The organism is Agromyces salentinus (assembly GCF_009749395.1).
GTDB lineage: Bacteria > Actinomycetota > Actinomycetes > Actinomycetales > Microbacteriaceae > Agromyces > Agromyces salentinus.
In genome coordinates this window covers 26,094-45,266 of record NZ_WBIR01000015.1, presented here as the reverse complement: position 1 = coordinate 45,266, position 19,173 = coordinate 26,094, and the positions used below count along the sequence as shown (strand labels likewise).

Sequence of the window (19,173 nt, the reverse complement as noted above, 5' to 3'; positions counted from 1 at the left end):
ACGATGCGGGGATGCCTCGACGTGTCACCGTGCCGCCCCACCTCCGAGGAGCGGCGTTCCGGGCCGCCGACGCTGAGTTCCACGGACTCGGGCAGAAGCGGTTGCGGGCTGCCGACGTCGATCGGCCGTTCACCGGTGTCCGATCGATCGGCCTGGATCCCACGTCGATCGTGGACCTGTGCAGGGCGTACGAGCCGCTGCTGCGTCCGGGCGAGTCCTTCAGCCACGCGACCGCGGCACGCCTGTACGGCCTCCCGCTCCCGCCGGGCATCGCGCTCGCGCCGTTGCACGTGCTGGCGCCGCCCGGCATCGCCCGCGCCAGGACTGCCGGTTCGGCGGGGCATGAGGCCTCCGCGCCTCCGCGGATCGAGTTCCTCTTCGGGCTGCCCGTCGTCACCGCAGTGTCTGCGTGGTGCCAACTGTCGACGGTGCTGGCGGTCGAGGACCTCATCGCGGTCGGCGATGCGCTCGTCACGGGACGCCGCGACGGACGTCGTCGACGCCCCGCGGCGGCATCCGTCGACGATCTCGACGCGGCCGTGCGGGCGTGGCCCCCACGTCGTGGGGCGCGGAGGCTCCAGCTGGCCCTTCCGCTCATTCGGGTCGGACCCGAGTCCAGGCCCGAGACGCGCACCCGGCTCGCGCTGATGGGCGGCGGCCTTCCCGAGCCGACGATCGCGCCCGACGTCTGCGTCGAAGGGGGACGCGAGATCCTGCACCCCGACCTCGCCTACCTCGATTGGCGGATCGCGATCGAGTACGAGGGTGATCACCATCGCGATCCTGCTCGCTGGAAGCGGGACATCACGCGGCGCGAGAAGTTCGAGGCAGCCGGATGGCGGGTCATCAGGGTCACCTCGGACGACGTCTTCGGTGATCCGGCCGCGCTCGTCGCGCGCGTGCGGCGCGTGATCGCACTGCAGACCGCGTCGGGGTGACGGCGTCTCCACCGCACGGCACCTGATCCGTCGATCTCGGCCCCTGCTGCGCAGCGGATGGACGAGGATCGACGGATCGAGGAAGGCAGGGCGGACGGAGAGGCGGACGTCCGAGAGGATGCCGCGGACGCGCGCACCGCCGCACGGGATGCAGTGCGCGATGCCGCGCGCACGCTGCCGTGCGGGAGGTCGAGGAGGGGCCGCGGCGTCATGCGGTCCGAACGCCAGTCATGAGCATCACTAGACTTGCCTGCGGATCACGACGGAGTCGTCCAACGCACCCACCCATCACAGAGGAGTTCACTGTGGCATTCATCGAAGCTGTAGGCGCACGCGAGATCCTGGATTCTCGCGGCAACCCGACCGTCGAGGTCGAGGTGCTCCTCGACGACGGCTCCCTCGCCCGTGCCGCGGTGCCCTCGGGCGCCTCCACCGGCGCGTTCGAGGCATACGAGCTGCGCGACGGCGACAACGACCGCTACCTCGGCAAGGGCGTCCAGAAGGCCGTCGACGCCGTGCTCGACGACCTCGGCCCCGCGATCGAGGACCTCGACGCCGCCGACCAGCGCCTCGTCGACGCCGCCCTCATCGAGGCCGACGGAACCGACAACAAGAGCCGCCTCGGCGCCAACGCCATCCTCGGCGTGAGCCTCGCGGTCGCCAAGGCCGCCGCCGACTCGGCCGACCTGCCGCTGTTCCGCTACCTCGGCGGCCCGAACGCTCACGTGCTGCCCGTGCCGATGATGAACATCATCAACGGCGGTGCGCACGCCGACACCGGCGTCGACATCCAGGAGTTCATGGTGCTGCCGATCGGCGCGCCGACGTACTCCGAGGGCCTGCGCTGGGGCGTCGAGACCTACCACGCGCTGAAGAGCCTGCTGAAGTCGAAGGGCCTCTCGACGGGTCTCGGCGACGAGGGCGGCTTCGCCCCCGACTTCGAGCACAACCGTGCGGCGCTCGACTTCATCTCCGAGGCGATCGGCAAGGCGGGCTTCACGCTCGGCACCGACATCGCCCTCGGCCTCGACGTCGCGGCGAGCGAGTTCTTCGAGAACGGCGTCTACCGCTTCGAGGGCAAGGACCGCACCTCGGCCGAGATGAACGCGTACTACGCCGAGCTCGCCGACGCATACCCGCTCATCTCCATCGAGGACCCGCTCGACGAGGACGACTGGGAGGGCTGGGCCCAGCTCACCGCGAGCCTCGGCACGAAGACGCAGCTCGTCGGCGACGACCTGTTCGTCACGAACCCGAAGCGCCTCGCCGACGGCATCGCGCGCGGCGCCGGCAACTCGATCCTCGTGAAGGTCAACCAGATCGGCACGCTGACCGAGACGCTCGACGCCGTGAAGCTCGCGCAGCGCTCGGGCTACACCGCGGTGCTCTCGCACCGTTCGGGCGAGACCGAGGACACGACGATCGCCGACCTCGCGGTCGCGACCGACGCGGGTCAGATCAAGACGGGCGCGCCCGCTCGCAGCGAGCGCGTCGCGAAGTACAATCAGCTCCTGAGGATCGAAGAAGAACTCGGCGAGGCTGCGGTGTACGCGGGTCGCTCGGCGTTCCCGCGGTTCACGGCCTGATCGGCCTGAGCCGGTTCCAACTGGCGGGGGTGGCCGAGAGGCCGTCCCCGCCAGTTCTCGTCCGGGCCGAGCAGATCCAGGCAGAGCAGAGGAGGGGCGATGACGAGGGACGCACCGCGCGCACGCCGCCCCGCTGACCCGAGCACGGCCAGGCGGCCGTCTGCGGCGAAGGCGACCTCGTCGAAGGCAACTTCGTCGAAAGGCACCTCGTCGAAGGGCACCTCGTCGAAGGGCACCCCCGCGAAGGCCGCCTCGGCGAAGGCGACCTCGGCGAAGACCGCATCCTCGAAGGCAGCATCCACGAAGGCGACCTCCGCGAAGACCGGGTCCGCGACGGCGAAGGCCTCGTCGACCTCGACCGCAACCAAGGCATCCACGGCCGCATCCAAGGCATCCACGGTCACCGCCGCGAGTACCCGCGCCCCCTCGGGGCGAGGGGGAGGAGGCGGGCGGCCGCCGCGCAAGCCCGCCCAGGCCTCGTCCGGCTGGCTCGGCGGCATCCGATTCTCAGGTTTCTCGCTCATCATGATGGGGGTCCTCGTGCTCGGGGTCGTGGTGCTCGCACCGACGATCGCGTCGTTCGCCGAACAGCGACAGAAGATCTCGGCCCTGCGGGCGGAGGTCTCGGCACAGGAATCCGAGGTGCAGCGCCTGCGCGACGAGCGCGAGCGGTGGAACGACGAGACGTTCATCATGACGCAGGCGCGCGAGCGCCTGACGTACGTGATGCCCGGCGAGGTGAGCTACCTCGTCATCGACGACCGCACCGAAGCCGCCAAGGCGGATGCCTCGACCGAGGTCTCCGCAGACGTGACCGAATCGAAGGGGGACTGGATGAGCACCATCCTGTCCTCCGTGCTGACCGCTGGCCTCGCGCCCGCCGCTGGAGACGCCCCATGACCCGACCGCCGTTCGACGCCGTGAGCGAGCGCGACATCCGCATCGTGTCCGCCCAGCTCGGCCGTCAGGCGCGCGACGTCGTCGGCATCCCGGCGCGCTGCGTCTGCGGTGCGCCGACCGTGGTCGCGACGGCGCCTCGCCTGGCCGACGGCACGCCGTTCCCGACCTTCTACTACCTCTCGCACCCGGCGGCGACGGCGGCGATGAGCTTCCTCGAGGCCGCGCAGCTGATGGTGGAGTGCAACGAGCTCCTCGCCTCCGACGTCGAGGTCGCGGCGCAGTACGCCAGCGCCCATCGGGACTACCTGGCCGATCGCGAGACCTTCGGCGTGGTGCCCGAGCTCGCCGGCACGTCCGCAGGCGGCATGCCCACCCGCGTCAAGTGCCTGCACGCGGTCGTGGCGCACTCGCTCTCGGCCGGGCCGGGCGTCAACCCGATGGGCGACATCGCCCTCGAGCGCTCGACGTGGTCGCCGTCGGTGTGCCAGTGCCCCGACTACCGCGTCGACGAGGCTCGCGACGACGCGATCGACCTCGGCGACCTGGCCGACCGCGCCGACCCGGGCGGATCGAGCGGGGCGTGAGCGCGCGCCGCACGCTCCGCAAGGCCGTCGCGGCAGTCGCGATCGGCGTCGTCGTGGCGCTCGCCGGAGCGAGCGCGGCGCACGCCGACACGGTCCGCGACTACCAGTACTGGCTCACCGACTACGGATTCACGACCGCGTGGAACACGTCGAAGGGCAAGGGCGTGACGGTCGCGGTCATCGACACCGGCGTCAACGGCAACGTCGCGGAACTCCGCGGGGTCGTCAAGGGCGGCACGGATGTCTCGGGCCTCGGCACGCCCGACGGGCAGACTCCCGTGGGCGACGACGACACGCACGGCACCATGGTCGCGTCCCTGCTCGCCGGCCGCGGCACGGGTGCGGGCAACGGCGTCATCGGCGTCGCCCCCGAAGCCGACCTGCTCGCGGTGTCGGTCGCGTTCGGCACCGACACGGGAGCGACGAAGTCGAACGACGACCAGATCGCCGAGGCGGTGCGCTGGGCCGTCGACAACGGCGCCGACATCATCAACATGTCGCTGACGCGCAACACACCCGACTGGCCCGAGAGCTGGGACGACGCGTTCATGTACGCGTTCGAGAACGATGTCGTCGTCGTGGCCGCCGCGGGCAATCGCGGCAGCGGCACGAGCCAGGTGGGCGCCCCGGCGACGATCCCCGGGGTGCTCGCGGTCGCGGGCGTCGATCGCGAGCAGAACGCCAGCCTCGACGCGAGTTCGCAGGGCATCACGCTCGCGGTCGCCGCGCCGAGCGAGAAGCTCGTCGGCGTGCTGCCCGACGGGTCCTACGCGGTGTGGGACGGCACGAGCGGTGCGGCGCCGCTCGTCTCCGGGCTCGTGGCGCTCATCCGGTCGGAATACCCCGATCTCGACGCCGCGAACGTCATCCAGCGACTCATCGAGACGGCCGACCCGCACGGGCACGAGGTGCCGAGCCCGCTCTACGGGTGGGGCATCATCGACCCGGTGCCGGCGCTGACGGCCACCGTCGAGCCCGTCACCGAGAACCCGCTCGGCAGCCTCGCCGAGTGGATCACGCTGCACCGCCGAGCGGATGCCCCGGTCAGCACGGATCCGGCCGAGGAGCAGGAGATCGTGCCGATCGCCGACCCGCCCCCGCCGATGGACGTCGACGCGCAGACGCTGCTGCCGACCCCGTGGACGCTGGCCTACATCACCCTGCCGCTCTCACTGGTCGCCGGATTTGGTACGCTAGCAGCGCTGTTGGGCATCGGTGCCGCTCGGCATACCAGGCGGATGGCTCGAAAACACGAGCTGTGAGCGCCATCACCAAAAACTGAGGAGTCCATTCACCGTGCCCAAGATTCTCATCGTCGGTGGCGGCTATGCGGGGTTCTACACGGCGTGGAAGCTCGAGAAGTGGCTGCGTGCCGGTGAGGCCGAGGTCACGATCGTCGACCCGCTGCCGTACATGACGTACCAGCCGTTCCTTCCCGAGGTCGCGGCCGGATCCATCGAGCCCCGCCACGCGGTGGTGGCCCAGCGCCGTCACCTCAAGAAGACGAACGTGATCACCGCCAAGGTGACCGGCATCGACCACGCCTCGAAGACCGCGACGATCACGCCCGAGGTGGGCGAGCCGTGGCAGTTCGAGTACGACGTCGTCGTCGTCACGGGCGGTGCGGTGTCGCGCACGTTCCCGATCCCGGGCATCGCCGACAACGCCATCGGCCTGAAGACCATCGAGGAGGCGGTCGCGATCCGCGACCGCGTGCTCACGAACTTCGACAAGGCCTCGAACCTTCCCCCCGGTCCCGAGCGCGAGCGCCTGCTCACGTTCGTCGTGGTCGGCGGCGGCTTCGCGGGCATCGAGGTGTTCGCCGAGCTGCGCTCGTTCGCGAGCGCGCTGCTCGAGTACTACCCGCAGCTCACGTTCGACGAGACGCACTTCCACCTCATCGAGGCCATGGGCCGCATCATGCCCGAGGTCTCGCTCGAAACGAGCCACTGGGTCATCAAGCACCTCGCCCAGCGTGGTGCCGAGATCCACCTCGACACGCAGCTGCAGAGCGCGGTCGATGGGCGCATCGAGCTGTCGACGGGCGAGGGCTTCGAGTCCGACCTCATCGTCTGGACCGCGGGCGTCATGGCGAACCCGGCCATCGTGCGCACGAGCGACCTGCCCGTCGAGGAGCGCGGCCGCATCAAGGCCCGCGCCGACCTGCGCGTGGGCGACGACGACGACTTCGTGCCCGACGCCTGGGCCGCCGGCGACATCGCGGCCGTGCCCGACCTCACCGGCGGCGGTGTCGGCGGGTACTGCGTGCCGAACGCCCAGCACGCCGTGCGCCAGGGCAAGCTGCTCGCGAAGAACATCGTGGCGGTCCTCCGTGGCGAGGAGCCCAAGCAGTACGTGCACAAGAACCTCGGCGCGGTCGCCGGTCTCGGTGTCGGTTCGGGCGTGTTCCAGTCGGGCAAGATCGCGATCAAGGGCCTCTTCGCCTGGTTCGCGCACCGCGGTTACCACGGCCTGGCGATGCCGAGCTGGGAGCGCAAGTTCCGCGTGTTCTGGGGCTGGGTCAACAACTTCTTCCTCGGTCGCGACATCGTCTCGCTGAGCGCGGTGCAGCAGCCCCGCGCCGCGTTCGAGGCGTTCGCCGCGCGGCCGAAGCCGCCGGCCGTCGCCGCTCCGGCTCCGGCGCCCGCCGCGGCCGAGCCCGCAGCGCCCAAGGCGTCGAAGGCGTCCAAGCCGGCGAAGGCCGAGGCCGGCGCGAAGTAGTTCGCGCACCGCCAGCACCGCCGAGACGGCGCGGCGTCGCCCACGGGCGGCGCCGCGCCGATTCCGTTGCGCAGTATGACGCCGCAACGGGCCGACGATGACCGTCCGTGTCGCTTCGCAACGACGCGTGACCGCGGCGTTCGCGCGAGGGCCCCGGCGTCCCGCAGAGTGAGAGGCATGACGATCATCGAGGCAGGCGCGACCGAGCGCGAGCAGTCCGAGTTCACCCGTGAGTGGGAGCGGTGGCACCGGGCTCACGAGACCCGCCGCGCCGACCCGCACGGGTTCCTCGCGGTCACGGGCATCACGTGGCTGACGACCATCCCCGCCCGCATCGACGGGGTGCCCGGCGCCTGGTCGACGAGCGAGGCCGGCCCGGTCGTGGAGCTCGCCGAGGGCGAGCAGTTGCGCGATGGCGACGACCTCCTCACCGGCCGGCACGCGTTCGGTCCCATCGCCGAGCGTTCGAGCGTCGTCGTCCACGCCGGCGGGATCGCCGTCGAGGTCGCGCGCCGCGGCGGCCAGGACCTCGTGCGACCGCGAGACCCGGGGCATCCGTACCTCGCGCGGTTCAGCGGCACGCCCGCCTACGAGCCGACCGCTGACTGGGTGGTGCCCGGCCGGTACGTCGCCTACGACGTGCCGCGCGAGGTCACCGTCGGCTCGGCGGCCGAGGGGCTGCAGCACGTCTACGAGTCCCCGGGCGAGGTCGAGTTCGAGCGCGACGGCGCCACGCATCGCCTCGTCGCCTTCAACGGTGCAGGCCCCGGCCAGTTGCACGTGCTCTTCACCGACGCGACGAGCGGCGTGACGACGTATGCCGCGAACCGCAGCCTCGACATCGACGCGCCCGCCGCCGACGGCTCGGTGCTGCTCGACTTCACGCGCGCGGTCAACCTCCCGTGCGCGTACACCGACCACGCGACGTGCCCGCTGCCGCCCGCGGGCAATCGGCTGTCGATCGCGGTCGAGGCCGGCGAGAAGGCGCCGCTCGAACGTGAGCTGGGGTAGCCCGTGAGCGCCGTCGACACCGACGTCGTCGTGATCGGCGGCGGCGCCATGGGATCGGCCGCGGCCTGGCAGCTCGCCGCGCGCGGCCGGGAGGTGACCCTGCTCGAACGCTTCGAGCCAGGCCACCGGCACGGTGCCTCGCACGGGGCCTCCCGTAACTTCAACGTCGCTTACGCCGAACCCGCCCATGTGGCCATGCTCGTCGAGTCCCACCTCGCCTGGCGCGAGCTGGAGGCGGAGACGGGGGTGCCGGTGCTCGACCAGGTCGGGCTCGTCAACCACGGCGGCGACGGGGCCATCGACGACGAGGTCCACGCGGCGCTCGCATCGGTCGGCGTGCCCGGCGAGTTCCTGCCCGCCGAGGAGGCTCGGCGCCGGTGGCCCGGCATCCGCTTCGAGACGCGGGTGCTGCACCTGCCGACGGCGGGCCGGCTGCACGCGGATGCCGCGGTGCGCGCGCTGCAGCAGGCGGCGGTCGCCCGCGGGGCGAACGTGCGCCACCGCACGCCGGTGCGCGGCATCCGGGTGGAGGGGCCCGATCGCGTGCGCATCGAGACCGACGCCGACACGATCACGGCCCGTCGCGTCGTGGTGACCGTGGGCGGGTGGACCGCCAAGCTGCTGGGCGGTCTCGTGCCGCTCCCGCCGCTCGTCGTGACCCAGGAGCAGCCGGCGCACTTCGCGCTGCGGGCCGCAAGCGCGGCGGGCGAGGATGCCGCGGCCTGGCCCGGGTTCAACCATCGGCCGGGTCCCGGCGACGACTGGTGGTACTCGGGCGTGTACGGCATGCTCACGCCCGGCGAGGGCGTCAAGGCCGGATGGCACGGCGTCGGGCCGATCGTCGACGCCGACCTGCGCGACTACGCACCGGAGCCCGTGCAGTTCGCCGCGCTGCGGCGCTACGCCCGCGAATGGCTGCCGGGTGTCGACTCCGAGGTCGCGACGCCGATCAGCTGCACGTACACGACCACGCCCGACCAGGTCTTCGTGCTCGACTCGGCGGGCCCGATCACGGTGGGGGCCGGGTTCTCGGGCCACGGGTTCAAGTTCACGCCCGCGGTCGGCAGGATCCTCGCCGACCTGGTCGACGACCGCCCCGCGCCCGGGGTCTTCAGCCTGCGCCGGTTCGCCGCCGCCTGAGCACGAACAGGGAACGCATGACCGATCACCGTACGACCGACCGCCGTGAGCACAGCCGCCCGAGGGGCCTCCGCGGGCGCGACCGGTTCGACGAGCTGCTCGCGCTCGAGCTCGTCGACTGGGACGACGCACGCGCGGTGTCACTGCGGGCGGCGATGGACGACGAGGTGGGCGCCCGCTACGCGCCCGACCTCGCCGGGCTCGACCCGACCGTCGTCGCTGCCACCTCGGCCGCGCTCGCCATCGACCCCCGGGACATCGAGGCCACCCTGATCGCGTCGCTCGACGGCACGCCGGTCGGCCACGCGGCGCTGCGCCGACTGGGCGAGGAGTGGGAGCTGAAGCGCGTCGTGACGCTGCCCTCGCATCGCGGGCGCGGGGTCTCGCGCGCGCTCATCGAGGAGATCGAGCACCTCGTCGTCGGGCGCGGGGGCACGCGGCTGATCCTGCAGACGGGCAATCGGCAGCCCGAGGCGATCAGGCTGTACGAGTGGCTCGGGTATCGGCCGATCGCCGTGTACCCGCCGTACGACGTGCTCCCGATGTCACGCTGCTTCGCGCGCGACCTGACCTGATCTCGCACGCCGACCAAATCTCGCTCGCGCGCGCCCAGACCTGATCTCGCGCGCCCCGACCCGATCTCGCACGCCCCGACCGGGCCCCTCGACGCCCCGCGGATCCGACACGACCCCACCCGACGTCGAGCGACCGCCGGAGGCGTGTGACGCCCCGGGTCGTCGCGCCGCCGTCGTGCGCCCGACGCGAGGCGTCATGCGAGCACGCATGAAACCCGAGTGAACCGATCGGATTACCCGGAATGAAGATATCGGTCGCCGCATGAATCGCCGGATTGCCCCGATCGTCGCGGCTCCCTAGCTTCGAGACATCCGACCGGAGAACCGGCCGGAACGACGAGCAGGACGGAGCGAGACGATGACCGCAGACGTGAGCGTGCGTTTCGTGAACGTGGACGACGAGCTGGCCGCACCGCTGCTCGCGGACCTCGAGCGCGAGTACGACGGCCGGTACGGCGACTTCTTCGGGGAGCCCGCGAGCACCGAGCTGCTCCGGTACCCGGCGAGCGACTTCGAGGCGCCGCACGGGGCGTTCCTCGTGCTCCTCGCCGACGGGGAGCCGGTCGCCGGCGGCGCCTTCCGCCGCTACGACGAGCACACCGCCGAGCTCAAGCGGGTCTGGACGCACCCCGGTCACCGGGGTCAGGGCCTCGGGCGCCGCGTCGTGGCCGAGCTCGAACGCGCCGCGCACGAGCGCGGGTACCGCGACGTCACGCTGACGACCGGGCCGCGCCAGCCCGAGGCGGTCGCGCTCTATCTCGCGAGCGGCTACGTGCCGCGCTTCGATCCGTCGCGGCCCGCCGAGGAGATCGGCATCCACGGCTTCGACAAGCACCTCGACACGGCCGGGGTGCTCGCATGAGCGGGGCGGTGCGGGCGCCGGTGGCGGCGGCGGATGCCTCGGCCTCGGCGCTGGAGGCGGCTCGGTCCGTCCCCGGGCAGGTCGAGCTCGCGGCGGCGGCGCCGGGACCGGAGCGCGACGCAGCGCGGGACGACCACGAGGGCCGGGGCGGCCGGGGCGACGGGCGCATCGACGCCGGCCTCCGCGTCGTACCCGTACGCCACTGGGGCCGCTGGATCGCCTCGCTCGTCGTCATCTTCGTCGTGCTGCAGTTCCTGTGGTCCCTCGCCTCGAACCCGAAATGGGAGTGGGACGTCTTCGCCGAGTACTTCTTCGCGCCCTCCGTCGTCAACGGCCTCTGGCTGACGCTCTGGCTGACCGTCGTCGCGGGCGTCGCGGGGTTTGTCCTCGGCGCGCTCCTCGCGGTGTTCCGTCTCTCGAAGTCGCCGCTGCTGAACGCCGCCGCGTGGTGGTACGTCTGGTTCTTCCGGTCGGTGCCGCTCGTCGTGCAGATCCTCGTCTGGTACAACCTCGGGTACCTCTACCCGACGATCGGCCTCGGTACGCCGTTCACGACGGACTTCTGGATCGCCGAGTTCCAGACCACCACGCTCATCAGCGCCTTCGCGGCCGCCGCGATCGGGCTCTCCCTGCACCAGGCCGCCTACTCGGCGGAGATCATCAGGGCCGGCATCCTCTCGGTCGACCAGGGACAGCTCGAGGCCGCGGGAGCACTCGGCCTGCCCCGCCGCATCCGCTTCTTCAGGATCACCCTGCCGCAGGCTGCGCGCGCCATCGTGCCCAACGCGTTCAACGAGGTGATCGGCCTCGTGAAGGGCACCTCGGTCGTGTTCATCGTGGCGCTGCCCGAGCTCTTCTACACCGTGCAGGTCATCTACAACCGAAACCAGCGCGTGATCCCGCTGCTGCTCGTCGCGGTCGTCTGGTACGCGCTCATCACGACGGTGCTCTCGATCGCCCAGTTCTACGTCGAACGCCGGTTCGCGCGCGGCGCCGTGCGCGAGCTGCCGCCGACACCACTGCAGCAGGCGCGCGCATGGGCGGCTACGCAGTGGCGGCGCCTCGGCGACACCCCGAACGGCGACGCCCCGAACCGTGATGCAGCGAGAGGCTGTGCGGCGCCCGGCACGGCGCCACCCCGCCCTGCGCCGTCAGGAGGCGCGCCGGGTCCCGATGCGCTCCGGGACCTCCGCGACCGACACCCGGCGACGACCCGCCCAGGAGGCACCGCATGACCGCGACGACACTGACTCCCTCCTTCGACCTGCAGCAGGTTGCCACGCGCACGCCGGCGAGCATCGGCCGCGTCGAGATCACGGACGTCTCCAAGGCGTACGGTGCGAACCAGGTGCTCCGCGACGTCTCGCTGACCGTCGAGCCGGGCCAGGTCGTCGCGCTCATCGGCCCGTCGGGCTCGGGCAAGTCGACCCTCCTGCGCACGATCAACCACCTCGAGACCGTCGACCGGGGATCGATCACGGTCGACGGCCGCTACATCGGCTACGAACGCAAGGGCGACGTGCTCCACGAGTTGCGCGAGGCGGAGATCCTGCGGCGTCGCACGCAGGTGGGCCTGGTCTTCCAGAACTTCAACCTCTTCCCGCACCTCACCGCGATCGAGAACGTCATCGAGGCGCCCATCGCGCTGCGCCGCCAGAGCCGTGCGGAGGCTCGTTCGCTCGCCGAGGCGCTGCTGGCGAGGGTCGGCCTCGCGGACAAGGCGGGTCACTACCCGCGCCAGCTCTCGGGGGGCCAGCAGCAGCGGGTCGCGATCGCGAGGGCGCTCGCCCTCTCGCCGAAGGTGCTGCTCTTCGACGAGCCCACCTCGGCACTGGACCCCGAGCTCGTGGGAGAGGTGCTCGACGTGATCCGGGGGCTCGCGCGGGACGGCACCACGCTCATCATCGTGACGCACGAGATCGGATTCGCGCGCGAGGTCGCCGACCGGGTCGTCTTCCTCGACCACGGCGAGATCCTCGAGCAGGGACCGCCGGGCCAGGTGCTGCACCGACCGCGGCATCCGCGCACCAGGGACTTCCTCGCGAAGGTGCTCTGACCGAGCACCCCGGCGAGCAGGACCCGGTGCGGCATCTGCGGTGCCGCACCGGGTGATCCGAGAACCGACCCGGCCATCGGACAGGCACAACACTAGGAGAGTCACGTCATGGCAATCAACAAGAAGCAGGTCGGGGTGATCGTCGCCGGCGTCGCGGCGGTGGCCCTCATCGGCGGCGGCATCGTCTGGGCCGTCAGCGCGGGCAACTCGGCCGCGGCCGACGACGCGAAGGGAACCACCGAGGAGCAGGTGGCGGCGGCGTCGCAGTTCGACCTCACCTCGCAGAACGCGGCGGACCGGCCCACGATCGAACCGGTGCAGGCCGCCGTCGACGCGCTCGAGGCCTCGGGGTTCGCCCCGATCGAGGCCGGCAAGCTCACCGTCGCGATCTCGCCGTTCGCGGCCCCCCTCGGCGTGCTCGCCTCCGATGACGACGCCACCGTCATCGGCACCGAGGCGGACTTCGGTGCGCTGATCGCCGACGGCCTCGGCCTGGAGTACAACCCGGTCGCCGTCAACTGGGCCGACTGGCCCCTCGGGATCCAGTCGGGCAAGTACGACCTCGTCGCCTCGAACGTGACGGTCACCGAGGAGCGCAAGGAGCTCTACGACTTCGCGAGCTACCGGCAGGACCTCCTCGGCTTCTACGTGCAGGCCGAGAGCGACATCGACGCGATCGAGGGTGCGGAGGACATCTCCGGCCTGAAGATCGTCGTCGGCTCCGGTACGAACCAGGAGAAGATCCTCCTCGCCTGGAACCTCGAGCTCGAGGAGGCCGGTGAGGCTCCGGCCGAGCTCGTCTACTACGACGACCAGGCCGCCTCCGACCTCGCGCTCTCGTCCGGCCGCGTCGACGCGAGCTTCGGCCCGAACGCGACCGCCGCATACCGCGCTGCCACGACCGGTGAGACGAAGCTCGTCGGCACCGTGAACGGCGGCTGGCCCGAGACGGCGCCGATCGCGGCCGGCACGGCGAAGGGCAACGGCCTGGTCGAGCCCGTGCAGCTCGTGCTCCAGTCGATCATCGACGACGGCACCTACGACGAGGTCCTCGATCGGTGGGCGCTCACGACCGAGGCGGTCGACGTCTCCGAGGTCAATCCGCCCGGGCTTCCCAAGCCGTAGGGCGAGCACGACGGCGGATGCCGCGGGGCCGATCGGCGTCGCGGCATCCGCCGTTCTGCGGTGCCGGGTCGTACTCCCGATCGGACGCGGACCCGGACTCACCCAGGGGGTCGACGTCTACGCCGGCATGCCCACGTGGGTCCGCGTGTTCTGGATCTCGCTCACGGTCGTCGACCCGGTGGTCGTCGTCCTGCTCCTCGTGCGACGTCGAGCCGGCATCGTGGCCGGCTGTGCCGTCATGGTCGTCGACGTCGCGGTGAACTGGTCGGTGGCGCTGAGCGTGCCGGGCGCGGTCGGCCCCGGGCTCATCACGCAGCCGCTGTTCCTCCTCCTCCTGGTCACGACGGCGCCGCTGCTGTGGCGGTCTTCCAGAACCTGACCGTGCACGTTCACCGGGGCGGGTCCGCCGCCGGCGGCGCGTCCCGACGGGCGGGAGGCGGCGACCGTGACGACATCGGTCGCCACGCCGAGGGCGGGCAGGCGCCCGGACATGCGATCCCGTCGAGCCGGGAATGCCTGGGATGCCGGGGAGCTCACTCGAGGGTGCTCATTCGAACGTGCGCTGGACGTCGACCGGGCAGGCCGTCCCCCGAAGTCCTCGCGCACGGTGGTCAGGTTGCCGGGCTTGGTGGGCCGGGCACCGACTCGCGCGCCGTGCGTCGCGGCAATCACGCCCCGGCTGGGGCGCCCGCGAGCTCGGAGCGTTCGCCCGCGGCATCCGCTCGCTCGTCGCGATTCACGGCCGCGACGGTGGCCGGGTACCCGGCGCCGGATGCCTCGGCCGACGACGCGATGGCTCCCCACGCCTCGGCGAGCAGCCGGTACGACCTGACGCGGGCGTCGTGGTCGTGCGTGATCGTCGTGACGAGCAGTTCATCCGCCCCCGTCGCCCGCTGCAGCGTCTCGAGGTGGGCGACGACGCTCGCGGGCGAGCCCACGAAACGGGTGTCGAGGCGGTCCTGCACGGCCTCGCGCTCAGCGCTGGAGAGTCGGGCGTCGGGCGTCGCGTCCTCGGGGCTCGGATACGGCAGCGCACCCTGGCCCTCCCGGATCGAGAGGACCCACTCCGCGTACCCGCTCGCGAGCCGGCGGGCATCCGCGTCGGTCGGGGCAACGACCACGTCGACCGAGACGATCGTGTGGGGCCGCGCCAGTTCCGCCGAGGGCCGGAAGTGCGCGCGGTACTCGGCGACGGCCGCGAGCACGCCGCTCGGCGCGACGTGGTAGTTCGCGCCGAAGCGCAGCCCGAGGGCGCCGGCAAGCCGTGCGCTCTCGCCCGCGCTCGAGCCGTGCACCCAGAGCTCGACCGGGTTGCCCGTGGCCGGCTGCGCCTGCACGGTCACCCCGTCGGGCCGGTCGTCGTCCTCGTAGCGCACCGGGCCCTGGAAGAAGTCGCGGAGCGCCTCGACGTCGTCCGCGAACCGGCCCGCGTCCCCGATCGTGCGTCCGAGGAGCCTCGCCTGCAGGGCGAACCGTGCCCGATCGAAGGCGAACGGACGCTGCGGCGGCACCACCAGCCCGTCGACGACCGCGTTCGGGGCGATCGTCGTCGACTCCGACGCAGCCGCAGCCGCAGCCGCAGCCGCAGCCGCAGCCGCGTCGGGCACAGCGGGCGGCAGCACTGGGGCGGCAGGCTGGGCGGCGCCGACCGTCTGCGGGACATCCGCCGCCGGCTTCGCGGGCGGGATCCCACTGCGCCCGAGTCCGAGATCGACCCGGCCCGGCCAGAGCGCCGCGACCGTGCCGAATGCCTCGGCGACCTGGAGCGGCTCGTAGTTGCCGAGGATCGTCGCGGCGGTGCCGACGCGGATGTGCTCGGTCGAGGCCGCGACGATGCCGAGGAACGTGTGCGGTGCGGCTCCCGCGACGCCGGGGTTCAGGTGGTGCTCGGCGAGCCAGTAGCGCGCGTAACCGAACGACTCCGCCCGGCGCGCGAGGTCGATCGAGCGGTGCAGCGCCTCGCCCGCGTTCGAGGCCTGGGCGATCGGCACGAGGTCGAGCACGGCGAGCGGGACGCGGCGAGCGGGCGGCCGCGGCTCAGCCGACACGACGCACCTCCTCGGCCACGCGGGCGCCGGGCTCGGGCAGTTCGAGGTTCTGCCGGAGGGTCGCGCCGGGTTCGTACTCCGTGCGGTACACACCGCGCGCCTGCAGTTCGGGCACGACGCGGTCGGCGAAGGCGTCGAGGCCGTGCGGCGAGGTCGTGCCGACGACGACGAAGCCGTCGGTCGCGCGCTCCTGCACGTAGCGGTCGAGTTCGGCGGCGATGTGGGAGGGCGTGCCGATGAACGACTGGCGCCCGGCCACCTTGATGACGAGCTCGCGGATGGAGAGGCCCTCGGCCTCGGACTGCGCGCGCCAGGCCCTGGCGATCTGTACGGCGTTCGGAAAGCGCGGCGCCCAGCCCTTCGTGATCGTGCCCGCGACCGTGTCGGCCGGGCCCTCGCCCGGGTCGAACGCCGGCAGCGGCCCGTCGGCGTCGTAGCCCGTCAGGTCGGTGCCCCAGAGCTGCTCGAGCGCCGTGATCGCGTTGCGCGGCGTGACTTGGGCGAGCGAGATCTCCCGTGCGACCTCCTCGGCCTCGGCCTGCGAGTCGCCGATCGCGAACGTGACGGCCGGCAGGATCTTGAGGGAGTCCTCGGTGCGACCCCAGCCGGCGAGCCGGCCCTTCACGTCGGCATAGAACGCCTGGGCCTCGTCGAAGGCGCTGTGCCTGGAGAAGATCACCTCGGCGTGCTCCGAGGCGAAATCGCGTCCGTCCGTCGAGTCGCCTGCTTGCACGATCACGGGGTAGCGCTGGGGACTCGCAGGCGTCGTGAAGCGCCCCCGCACGTCGAACTGCGCGCCGCGATGCGCGAAGGCACCGGCCTCGTCGGCAGCGTCGGCGAGGAATCGCCCGGAGGCGCGATCCGCCGCGATGGCGTCGGAGGACCAGCTGTCCCAGAGCTCCTTGGCGAGGCTCACGAACTCGTTTGCCCGGTGGTAGCGGTCGGCGTGGTCGAGGTACCCGCCGCGGCGGAAGTTCGCACCATGGAACGCGTCGGAGCTCGTCACGACGTTCCATCCGGCGCGCCCGTCGGAGAGGTGGTCGAGCGTCGAGAGCTGCCTCGCGAGCTCGTACGGCTCGTTGAAGGTCGAGTTCAGCGTGCCGACGAGGCCGACGTGTTCGGTCACGGCGGCGAGCGCGGCGAGCACGGCGAGCGTGTTCGGGCGGCCGACGACGTCGAGCTCGTGCAGCTGTCCCTTGTGCTCGCGCAGCCGCAGGCCCTCCGCCAGGAACAGGAAGTCGAAGCGGCCGCGCTCGGCGGTCCGGGCGAAGTGTTCGAACGCGGTGAAGTCGATCTGGCTGCGGTGCAGCGGGTCGGCCCAGAGCGTCGTGCTGTTCACACCCGGGAAGTGGGCGGCCAGGTGCACCTGGCGCTTGGTGGCGGGCATCAGGCGACCTCCTCGTTTGTTCGTGCGGCCGCGGCGCCGCCGGCAGCAGCAGCGGTGTAGCGGTTTTCGGGCAGCTCGAAGCCGAGCCGTTCGCGCAGGGTGGCGCCCGCGGCATCCGCTCGGGGGAGTGCGGGAAGCACCCACTCCGCGAGCTGCTCGAGGTCGCGGGGCAGGCGGGCCGGGCGGATGCGCACGCCGTCGTAGCCGAGGGCGGTCCAGCCGTGGATGCGCTCGAGTAGCTGCTCGGGCGTGCCGGCGAAGACGAGGGCGTCGGATGCCACGGGCGATCCGTTCCGCTCGTCGAGCCGTTCGAGCGCGGCACGCGCGGCCGCCGGCGTCGACTCCAGCACGACCAGCACCTCGGCGAGCACCGAGAGCGCCCGACCGGTTCGGCCGGTGCGTGCCTCGGCCTCGCGGACCTCCGCGAGGATCGAGACCGACTGGGCGTCGTCGTGCGGGGTGACGAAGACGAGGTCGGCGCTCGTCGCGGCGAGCTCGTACGGGATCGTCTGGTGGGCGAGCACCGCGACGAGCGGCTGGCCCTGCGGCGAGCGCGGCACGATCGAGGCGCCCTTCACGTCGAACCATTCGCCGGAGAACTCGGCCCCGTGGATCTTCTCGCGGTCGATGAACCGGCCCGTCGCAGCATCCCGGATGATCGCGTCGTCCTCCCAGCTGTCCCACAGGCGGCGGACGACCTCGACGACGTCGCGCGCCTCGTCGAACCCGGCGCGGATCTGCTCGGAGTCGCCGGAGAGCAGCGCCTCGACGTCGACGGGCGGCACCGTGCGACGCCCGAAGTGCGCGGCCTCGTGCGGCGAACCCGAGAGCTGGGGCCGCCAGCCGGCGCGGCCGCGGCTCGCGAAGTCCAGCGTCTGCAGGCCGGTCGCGACGTGGAACGGCTCGGTGTGGGTGGTCGTGACCGTTGGCACGAGGCCGATGCGACTCGTGACAGGGGCGAGGAAGGAGGCGATGAGCAGTGCGTCGAGGCGCCCGCGCACCTGGTCGGTGCGGTCGTCGGAGGACCAGAGCGTGGCGCTCTGCAGCCCGAGCGCGTCCTCGATGGTGACGAAGTCGACCTCGGCCCGCTCGGCGAACTGCACGAGGTCGCGCCAGTAGCGGCGGCTGAACAGGTCGGCCGGGAGGGCCGAGGGGTCGCGCCAGGCGGCGGGGTGCCAGCCGGCCCCGTCGAGGGCGACGGCGATGGTGGGTCGTCGAGTCATGTCGACCACGTTCGAGCCGATGGGGCCGGGCCGCAAGGGGCCGCCGTCATGCACGCGAACTCTTCGCAACATGCCTTCACGGGGCGACACGGGACGTCGCCACCGACGTGTCACGGGTCGTCGCACTCGCTCCCCCCGAGCGCTGCCGTGATGACCGCGCACGACCCACTGTGAAGGCAGGTTGCGCTCGCTTACCGCGTGCGTCGTCACCGCTTTCCGACCGAATCGATCGGGTTTAGCGTCGCTGCATGCCTACCATCACCATCGTCGCCGTCTCCGGAAGCCTGCATGCACCCTCGAAGACCACGGTCCTCGCCCGCGAGATCCTCGACGGATTCGCGGCCGCCCTCTGCCCGACTCCCGGCAGCGACCTCGAGGTCGAGACGCACCTCATCGAGCTCTCAGAGATCGGCCCGGAGTTCGCCGGCGTGCTGAACCGTGGCGCCCTTCCGCCGACCGCCGAGGCGGCCCTGCGCCGCATCGAGTCGGCGACGCTGCTCATCGTCGCGAGCCCGGTGTACCGGGCCTCGTTCACCGGCCTCTTCAAGCACGTCTTCGACTTCGTCGGGCAGTACGCGCTGATCGACAAGCCCGTGCTCCTCGCGGCCACGGGCGGCAGCGACCGCCACTCGCTCATCATCGAGCACCAGTTCCGCCCGCTGTTCTCGTTCTTCCAGGCGCTGACCCTGCCGATCGGCGTCTACGCGAGCGACACCGACTTCGTCGACTACCGCGTCGATTCGGCCGAGCTGCGCTCCCGCATCGACCAGGCCATCTCGCGGGGGGTCCCCGTCGTGCGCAGTTCCGTGCTGCCGGTCTCCGAGTACGTCGGCACCTGGTGACGGATGCCGAGACCGTCGCGGGCGCGACGCGGCCGCCGGCCGGAAGTAGGGTTGACGCGGCACCGCACGCGGTTGCCGAGCTCCCGTAGCCCAATCGGCAGAGGCAGGCGACTTAAACTCGCCTCAGTCTGGGTTCGAGTCCCAGCGGGAGCACTTTGTGGGCGCGTCGAGGCGG

Annotated in this window: 19 protein-coding genes and 1 tRNA gene; 16 read left to right on the top strand and 4 right to left on the bottom strand. The window is 71.9% G+C overall.

Annotation, left to right across the window (positions count from 1 at the left end):
- Positions 1–11: 11 nt before the first annotated feature.
- Both GQQ95_RS13850 and eno read left to right on the top strand, forming a co-directional pair.
- Positions 12–938 (top strand): endonuclease domain-containing protein, encoded by a 927-nt coding sequence (locus GQQ95_RS13850; protein ID WP_157428256.1) that lies wholly within the window; start codon positions 12–14, stop codon positions 936–938.
- Between the two features lie 305 nt (positions 939–1,243).
- Complete coding sequence (gene eno, locus GQQ95_RS13845) at positions 1,244–2,524, top strand: phosphopyruvate hydratase (RefSeq protein ID WP_157428255.1); 1,281 nt, start codon at positions 1,244–1,246, stop codon at positions 2,522–2,524.
- Here eno and GQQ95_RS13840 read toward each other — a convergent pair.
- Positions 2,443–3,051, bottom strand: coding sequence for a hypothetical protein (locus tag GQQ95_RS13840; protein WP_157428254.1), 609 nt, complete (start codon positions 3,049–3,051; stop codon positions 2,443–2,445). The two genes, eno and GQQ95_RS13840, sit on opposite strands and share 82 nt — an antisense overlap.
- On the opposite strand from GQQ95_RS13840, the gene GQQ95_RS13835 reads away from it, so the two are divergent.
- From GQQ95_RS13835 to GQQ95_RS13780, 12 genes are all read left to right on the top strand, one after another.
- A complete protein-coding gene (locus GQQ95_RS13835; protein ID WP_157428253.1) occupies positions 3,050–3,424 on the top strand; it encodes an FtsB family cell division protein in 375 nt (124 codons plus the stop codon). The genes GQQ95_RS13840 and GQQ95_RS13835 overlap by 2 nt on opposite strands.
- Positions 3,421–4,008 carry a DUF501 domain-containing protein gene (locus GQQ95_RS13830; protein ID WP_157428252.1) on the top strand — a complete coding sequence of 196 codons (588 nt, stop codon included), beginning with the start codon at positions 3,421–3,423 and terminating at the stop codon, positions 4,006–4,008. The genes GQQ95_RS13835 and GQQ95_RS13830 overlap by 4 nt, the downstream gene beginning before the upstream one ends.
- Positions 4,005–5,270: a S8 family serine peptidase gene (locus GQQ95_RS13825; protein ID WP_170297070.1), complete on the top strand. Its 1,266-nt coding sequence runs from the start codon at positions 4,005–4,007 to the stop codon at positions 5,268–5,270. Before GQQ95_RS13830 ends, GQQ95_RS13825 begins: the two co-directional genes overlap by 4 nt.
- Before the next feature lie 34 nt (positions 5,271–5,304).
- A complete protein-coding gene (locus GQQ95_RS13820) occupies positions 5,305–6,729 on the top strand; it encodes an NAD(P)/FAD-dependent oxidoreductase (protein ID WP_157428251.1) in 1,425 nt (474 codons plus the stop codon).
- Between the two features lie 177 nt (positions 6,730–6,906).
- Positions 6,907–7,740: a DUF1684 domain-containing protein gene (locus GQQ95_RS13815; RefSeq protein WP_157428250.1), complete on the top strand. Its 834-nt coding sequence runs from the start codon at positions 6,907–6,909 to the stop codon at positions 7,738–7,740.
- Positions 7,741–7,743: 3 nt separating this feature from the next.
- Positions 7,744–8,880, top strand: a complete 1,137-nt coding sequence (locus tag GQQ95_RS13810; RefSeq protein WP_157428249.1) for an FAD-dependent oxidoreductase — start codon at positions 7,744–7,746, stop codon at positions 8,878–8,880.
- Positions 8,881–8,897: 17 nt separating this feature from the next.
- Positions 8,898–9,455 (top strand): GNAT family N-acetyltransferase, encoded by a 558-nt coding sequence (locus GQQ95_RS13805; protein ID WP_157428248.1) that lies wholly within the window; start codon positions 8,898–8,900, stop codon positions 9,453–9,455.
- Between the two features lie 358 nt (positions 9,456–9,813).
- A complete protein-coding gene (locus tag GQQ95_RS13800; protein ID WP_157428247.1) occupies positions 9,814–10,317 on the top strand; it encodes a GNAT family N-acetyltransferase in 504 nt (167 codons plus the stop codon).
- Positions 10,314–11,552, top strand: coding sequence for an amino acid ABC transporter permease (locus tag GQQ95_RS13795; RefSeq protein WP_157428246.1), 1,239 nt, complete (start codon positions 10,314–10,316; stop codon positions 11,550–11,552). Before GQQ95_RS13800 ends, GQQ95_RS13795 begins: the two co-directional genes overlap by 4 nt.
- On the top strand, positions 11,549–12,373 hold the full coding sequence (locus tag GQQ95_RS13790; RefSeq protein ID WP_157428245.1) for an amino acid ABC transporter ATP-binding protein: 825 nt from the start codon (positions 11,549–11,551) through the stop codon (positions 12,371–12,373). Before GQQ95_RS13795 ends, GQQ95_RS13790 begins: the two co-directional genes overlap by 4 nt.
- A 108-nt stretch (positions 12,374–12,481) precedes the next feature.
- A complete protein-coding gene (locus GQQ95_RS13785; RefSeq protein ID WP_157428244.1) occupies positions 12,482–13,498 on the top strand; it encodes an ABC transporter substrate-binding protein in 1,017 nt (338 codons plus the stop codon).
- A gap of 127 nt (positions 13,499–13,625) precedes the next feature.
- Positions 13,626–13,877 carry a hypothetical protein gene (locus GQQ95_RS13780; protein ID WP_157428243.1) on the top strand — a complete coding sequence of 84 codons (252 nt, stop codon included), beginning with the start codon at positions 13,626–13,628 and terminating at the stop codon, positions 13,875–13,877.
- A gap of 289 nt (positions 13,878–14,166) precedes the next feature.
- On the opposite strand, the gene GQQ95_RS13775 is transcribed toward GQQ95_RS13780, so the two are convergent.
- Genes GQQ95_RS13775 through GQQ95_RS13765 form a run of 3 tightly spaced genes read right to left on the bottom strand, consistent with a single transcriptional unit; the run spans position 14,167 to position 18,156 of the window.
- Entirely contained in the window at positions 14,167–15,546 is a 1,380-nt protein-coding gene (locus GQQ95_RS13775) for an LLM class flavin-dependent oxidoreductase (RefSeq protein WP_212275458.1), read from the bottom strand.
- Entirely contained in the window at positions 15,536–16,933 is a 1,398-nt protein-coding gene (locus GQQ95_RS13770; RefSeq protein ID WP_157428242.1) for an NtaA/DmoA family FMN-dependent monooxygenase, read from the bottom strand. The genes GQQ95_RS13775 and GQQ95_RS13770 overlap by 11 nt, the downstream gene beginning before the upstream one ends.
- On the bottom strand, positions 16,933–18,156 hold the full coding sequence (locus GQQ95_RS13765) for an LLM class flavin-dependent oxidoreductase (protein WP_157428241.1): 1,224 nt from the start codon (positions 18,154–18,156) through the stop codon (positions 16,933–16,935). The genes GQQ95_RS13770 and GQQ95_RS13765 overlap by 1 nt, the downstream gene beginning before the upstream one ends.
- Before the next feature lie 248 nt (positions 18,157–18,404).
- Between GQQ95_RS13765 and msuE the strand changes: the two genes are divergently transcribed.
- Together msuE and GQQ95_RS13755 are read left to right on the top strand one after the other, a co-directional pair.
- Positions 18,405–18,998, top strand: coding sequence for an FMN reductase (msuE, locus tag GQQ95_RS13760; RefSeq protein ID WP_157428240.1), 594 nt, complete (start codon positions 18,405–18,407; stop codon positions 18,996–18,998).
- A gap of 79 nt (positions 18,999–19,077) precedes the next feature.
- Positions 19,078–19,151 (top strand) — tRNA-Leu (locus GQQ95_RS13755).
- Positions 19,152–19,173 lie beyond the last annotated feature (22 nt).

Coding starts and splice junctions, on each gene's coding strand:
- GQQ95_RS13850 (WP_157428256.1), top strand. CDS start 12: ATGCCTCGACGTGTCACCGTGCCGCCCCACCTCCGAGGAGCGGCGTTC.
- GQQ95_RS13835 (WP_157428253.1), top strand. CDS start 3,050: ATGATGGGGGTCCTCGTGCTCGGGGTCGTGGTGCTCGCACCGACGATC.
- GQQ95_RS13840 (WP_157428254.1), bottom strand. CDS start 3,051: ATGATGAGCGAGAAACCTGAGAATCGGATGCCGCCGAGCCAGCCGGAC.
- GQQ95_RS13830 (WP_157428252.1), top strand. CDS start 3,421: ATGACCCGACCGCCGTTCGACGCCGTGAGCGAGCGCGACATCCGCATC.
- GQQ95_RS13815 (WP_157428250.1), top strand. CDS start 6,907: ATGACGATCATCGAGGCAGGCGCGACCGAGCGCGAGCAGTCCGAGTTC.
- GQQ95_RS13805 (WP_157428248.1), top strand. CDS start 8,898: ATGACCGATCACCGTACGACCGACCGCCGTGAGCACAGCCGCCCGAGG.
- GQQ95_RS13800 (WP_157428247.1), top strand. CDS start 9,814: ATGACCGCAGACGTGAGCGTGCGTTTCGTGAACGTGGACGACGAGCTG.
- GQQ95_RS13795 (WP_157428246.1), top strand. CDS start 10,314: ATGAGCGGGGCGGTGCGGGCGCCGGTGGCGGCGGCGGATGCCTCGGCC.
- GQQ95_RS13790 (WP_157428245.1), top strand. CDS start 11,549: ATGACCGCGACGACACTGACTCCCTCCTTCGACCTGCAGCAGGTTGCC.
- GQQ95_RS13785 (WP_157428244.1), top strand. CDS start 12,482: ATGGCAATCAACAAGAAGCAGGTCGGGGTGATCGTCGCCGGCGTCGCG.
- GQQ95_RS13780 (WP_157428243.1), top strand. CDS start 13,626: ATGCCCACGTGGGTCCGCGTGTTCTGGATCTCGCTCACGGTCGTCGAC.
- GQQ95_RS13770 (WP_157428242.1), bottom strand. CDS start 16,933: ATGCCCGCCACCAAGCGCCAGGTGCACCTGGCCGCCCACTTCCCGGGT.
- GQQ95_RS13765 (WP_157428241.1), bottom strand. CDS start 18,156: ATGACTCGACGACCCACCATCGCCGTCGCCCTCGACGGGGCCGGCTGG.
- msuE (WP_157428240.1), top strand. CDS start 18,405: ATGCCTACCATCACCATCGTCGCCGTCTCCGGAAGCCTGCATGCACCC.